General features: G+C 41.9%; 6 protein-coding genes. 1 reads left to right on the top strand and 5 read right to left on the bottom strand.

The features are described 5' to 3' along the window. Window positions 1–429: DUF6198 family protein (locus tag QZL69_RS10405; RefSeq protein ID WP_291519328.1), on the bottom strand; the 429-nt coding region annotated here is incomplete at its 3' end. A gap of 273 nt (window positions 430–702) precedes the next feature. Between QZL69_RS10405 and QZL69_RS10400 the strand changes: the two genes are divergently transcribed. After that, entirely contained in the window at window positions 703–888 is a 186-nt protein-coding gene (locus QZL69_RS10400; RefSeq protein WP_022215145.1) for a hypothetical protein, read from the top strand. 95 nt (window positions 889–983) lie between these two features. Here the strand turns inward: QZL69_RS10400 and QZL69_RS10395 are convergent, their stop codons facing one another. The 4 genes from QZL69_RS10395 to QZL69_RS10380 all read right to left on the bottom strand — a co-directional run bounded on the left by QZL69_RS10395 (window position 984) and on the right by QZL69_RS10380 (window position 4,184). Further along, window positions 984–2,288, bottom strand: a complete 1,305-nt coding sequence (locus tag QZL69_RS10395) for a cytidylate kinase family protein (RefSeq protein WP_022215144.1) — start codon at window positions 2,286–2,288, stop codon at window positions 984–986. Continuing rightward, on the bottom strand, window positions 2,285–2,740 hold the full coding sequence (locus QZL69_RS10390) for a MarR family winged helix-turn-helix transcriptional regulator (RefSeq protein ID WP_022215143.1): 456 nt from the start codon (window positions 2,738–2,740) through the stop codon (window positions 2,285–2,287). Before QZL69_RS10390 ends, QZL69_RS10395 begins: the two co-directional genes overlap by 4 nt. Before the next feature lie 139 nt (window positions 2,741–2,879). Further along, a complete protein-coding gene (locus tag QZL69_RS10385) occupies window positions 2,880–3,647 on the bottom strand; it encodes an Ig-like domain-containing protein (RefSeq protein ID WP_022215142.1) in 768 nt (255 codons plus the stop codon). A gap of 18 nt (window positions 3,648–3,665) precedes the next feature. Further along, entirely contained in the window at window positions 3,666–4,184 is a 519-nt protein-coding gene (locus QZL69_RS10380) for a hypothetical protein (RefSeq protein WP_022215141.1), read from the bottom strand. Between the last annotated feature and the right edge of the window lie 210 nt (window positions 4,185–4,394).

Genomic DNA, 4,394 nt, shown 5'->3' with positions numbered 1-4,394 from the left:
CGGAAGACCGCAGCGGTTGGAAAGTGCGATCCCGATGCACAAGAGCAGGTAGCTGATGATAAAATAAAGTACCCGGTATCCAATGGCTGTCGGCAGAACGCCTATCCACATTTCATGTACATCGAGCATCTCGCTGAATGCAAATCCAACGACAAAGCTGAAAAGATACGGTGCAACAAATTTCTTACGCATGATCATCAGGGATAATACCAGAAGTCCCTGGAAAATGTAGGTCCAGGTTCCAAGGGAGATCTTATTGAATACTTCCGAAAATGCATATGGTACACTGGAAATCGCCGAGATCCCGGAACCGGAATACAGCATCAGCACAACTCCCAGGCTGTTGATCAATACCACCACCAGCAACGCCAGCTCGCCCCGCAGGACCGGTAATTTCTTGTTCTCTTGTGTCTCAATTTCTTCTGTCATGGCTCTTTCCTCCATAAAATACGATTTATGCCTTGTCTATCTTAGCACTCGGGAAATCTTTTTTAAAGAGACAAAATACTGATTTCGTAAAAAATTTGTCGAACGTTTCTCTTTGACATATGGATGATTAATGTTTATAATATAGAACAAATCTTTCTAATCCATTTCTGGATAAAATTCCTGTTGTTTGTGCCTTGACAGTTGAATACAGGGTTTACACCCTTATGATTATCACCTATAATAATTACTATAATTATGAAAGGTGGTGCCAATATGGAGGTTAATCATGATATGAGTGATCCGGAATTAAAAGCTTTACTTATCGACAAATACACAGACCTGCAGCGTATTAAAAGAGCTAATGGTGATACTGTAAACGAAGAATTGGACTATCAGATCAAAGTGGCAACAGCCAAATTATCATCTTTCGGAGTTAATGTAGAAGACCTTACATTATAAATACCGATCAAGTAACTGTATAACACAAAAGAGTGTAAATCCTGTACTGAATTGTCAAGATCTGCACTCTTTTTATCGTATACGGAACATTGATTTTACCGTTTCATCGCCTCGCGGATGCATATTTCTATGTATTCTTCCCCAAGCGCTGTATTCACAGTCAGGTCGAAGTTTGCTGATGCGCCCCAGATACGGCCGGTGTAATAGCGGTAGTTGTCGGCGCGCCATTTATCTTCTTTCTGGATCTTCTGTTTTGCGTCTTTTTCGGACAGATGCAGACGGTCCATGACTCGTTTCATTCTGTTTTCCATTGGTGCGCAGAAGAAAACTCTGAGGCAGTTTTTGTTGTCTCTAAGGGTGTAGTCAGAGCAGCGTCCTACGATCACGCAGTTTCCTTTTGCAGCAAGTTCTCTGACGACCTTTGATTCAGCTTCGTAGATCTTGTCCTTCGGTGCTTCCTCGTCCGGCTGTGCATACATATACATCTGGTTCACCAGGTCATACAGGAAACTGCTGGTCATCATCTCTTCTTTTTTCTGGATAAATTCCGGTGTATATCCTGTCGTTCCGGCAGTCATCTCGATGATCTCCTGATCATAAAAAGCGTAGCCAAGTTTTTCTGCAAGTGCTTTGCCGATATCGTGTCCGCCGCTCCCAAACTGTCTGCCGATCACGATGACATTACGCTGAACTTCATCTGCCGGTTTATCCACAGATACCGCACCGGATTTGCCGGTACTTTCCACATTTTCCCCTGCGAACTCTTCCGGAAACAGAAGCGGTTTGACAAATGCAAGCTTCTTGCCAAGGACTCTGGCAATAAATCCAACCAGAAGTGCCGCAATGATCGTACCTTCACGCACACCATTGAGATGTCCGGTAAATACAAAGGACAGGATTGCCGCGATCACCGCCATGGAAACGTCAAAGCAGATTTTTGTCGTACCAAAGTTGGTTTTCCATGTCAGAACGATCGCGCGGACAAAAGATTCTCCCGGCAGCATAACAACGTCTGCCAGCACTTCCATGTACACACCAAATCCAAGGATCAGACATCCGATCAGAAGATATACAATCTTCATAACATACGCCTGCGGGTTTACCCATGCAAACAGAAGCATGGTAAGATCGATGAAATATCCAAAGATAATAGATACCGGTATCTGCAGAACATGTTCCAGTTTAAAATTTTTACGCAGGATCAGTAACTGCAGTAAGATCAGAAATACGCTGAAGAAAATCGTAAAGTTTCCGAGTGTAAACGGAAAACTTAAGCTTAACACATACGGAATCGATGAGATCGGTGAGGTTCCGAGACTTGCCTTGGTGATCAGGCTGACACCAAGTGAGTTCACGAACAGACCGATCAGAAAGATCACGTATCTTTTTAGTTTGTTCATTTGTTCCTTCCTTCTTTCCCTGTTTCTTCGCATCCTGTCTCAGACAGGTTACTGTAAATTTTATGATAAATCTTCATAAAAACCTCTGCTTCTTCTGGAGAAATATCTTTCCACGCAGCCTCCTCGATCTCCACAAAAGCTTCTTCGACAAGCTTCTGGCTTTTTTTCCCGGATTCTGTCATAAAAATATGAAAAGTCCTTCTGTTTCCATTGAGCATGCGCCGCTCGATCAGGCCTTTCTCTTCCATACGGTTCAAAATTGAAGTCAGCGATCCCGCCTCAATAAAACAGCCCGCCGCGATTTCCTTCTGACTGGCTCCATCATGATCCTTGAGATAATCCAGAACCTTCGGCTGTCCAAGCGTAAGCCCCGAAGCCTTCACCCGCTCCAGAAGCCTCTTCTGGATCAGCATCTGGTTAGCCATTGTCAGATAATGCAATGTTGTGTCCATGTTTCACGTTCCTTCCCTGTTTGCGTTTGTTGCAAAATAAAATAGTTATAATTCTAATGTTTAGAATTATAACTATTTTGAAAAAAATGTCAAATCCATTCTAAAATAAATTCCCGCAGCTTTCGCCACGGGAATTGCTCTAGAATAATAATTTTGCATTGTTCTTATATTTATTATAGACTTTGTAAAATGCTGTCTTCGAGCATTTTTTTCCATTTACTTTGTAGATTGGAACTCGATATGCACTGCTTGTGGTATGGAAATAATTTATAATCTGTTTTAACTTTCCATTCTGTAAGACATATGTCCGGCATGTATTCTCAGATGATGTTCCGGTTACTATCGTAAGATATTTGCCCTTAAGATAAGCACCTCTCGTAGATCCATAGAGCAACGGAGTAACCTTACCCTTGTAATATGTAAAGAATACAGCCCGTGGATAATCATGCAGCATGAGTTCTTTTATTCCATCGTTGTTTATATCAATCAGACGGTATCTGCTGAAATTTCTCCGATACACTGTGGTAAGTTTTCCATCCCAGTTATTTCTCACCCTGTAGGAAGCCCCATAGGATCTCAGCACTTTCTGATACCAGTCGCTTCTTACCGTTACCTTGCAGCTTCTCTTTACGCCATTACTGGTCGCTGTGATCGTCACCGTGCCTGCTTTCTTCGCAGTTATCACTCCGTTCTTAACCGTTGCGATCCGTGTATTGCTGGATCTCCATGATGCTGTTTTGGTTCTTCCTCTGTTGTCTAGGGCTTTGAGCGTAGTACTTTCTGTAACATACATGGAAACCTGAGTCCTGTTCAGTTTCATTGTTCCACTCGCGGCAGACACCGGCACTGCAAGTATGAACAATAGTGCAATAGCAGCAAGCACGATAAAATTTTTCTTCTTTTTCATTAGCGTTTCCCCCTTTATTTAATATTCCGACTCCATCTGCCATTTATATGACATACCAGTAATTTTTCCATTGCGAATGTTCAGAGAAATCACCTTTCCCGCTCTTACATACATGCATCCGGTTCTTCCCTGCCAAACTCTTCGCCATTTATATCTTGTAAATCGCTGATATGCATTCGCCGGAGTCATCCCAACTTTTACTCCATATAAAGAAAGGCTTCTGTCTCTGATACACACGTTCCATCTGCCAGCCTTATTCTTGTAATACGTTTCGCCCTGAAGATAAGAACAGTTGGAAGAATATTTTCCCTTGGCTGCGTATGTTACTCTCGTGCTTCTTACTGTACGGTTATAGAAATTTACCGATGAGCGTCTGTTCATACTGGGAACATGGCGCATTCCCAACTCATATGCCGCCGAAGACATCTTTCTGTTCATTACCCTGGAAACCTCTGTTGTTCTTGCCTGTACCGGTAATGCAAAAAACAATGTACAAACCAGAATCAAAAAACACATTAACATATTCTTTTTCTTCATATTCGTTTTCCTCCCTGTTTTTGATATTACACTTAAGTATAATTAATGTCCTAAACAGCGTCAAGTAAACAATCTATTTTAATCCTGAATTATTCACTGCAACGCCGTGAACATGGCTAAAAGCCGCATAGTTGCTGTATTTTAATTGCCTATTGCTTTTCACTTCAAAGCAATAGGCAAATTAAAATAAATTTTGACGGAGGTGATCTA

Origin of the sequence: Blautia sp. CAG:237 (assembly GCF_000436615.1) — a bacterium.
GTDB lineage: Bacteria > Bacillota > Clostridia > Lachnospirales > Lachnospiraceae > Blautia_A > Blautia_A intestinihominis.
The sequence above is the reverse complement of the archived record's forward strand: the minus strand, read 5'-3'. Positions and strand labels throughout refer to the sequence as shown.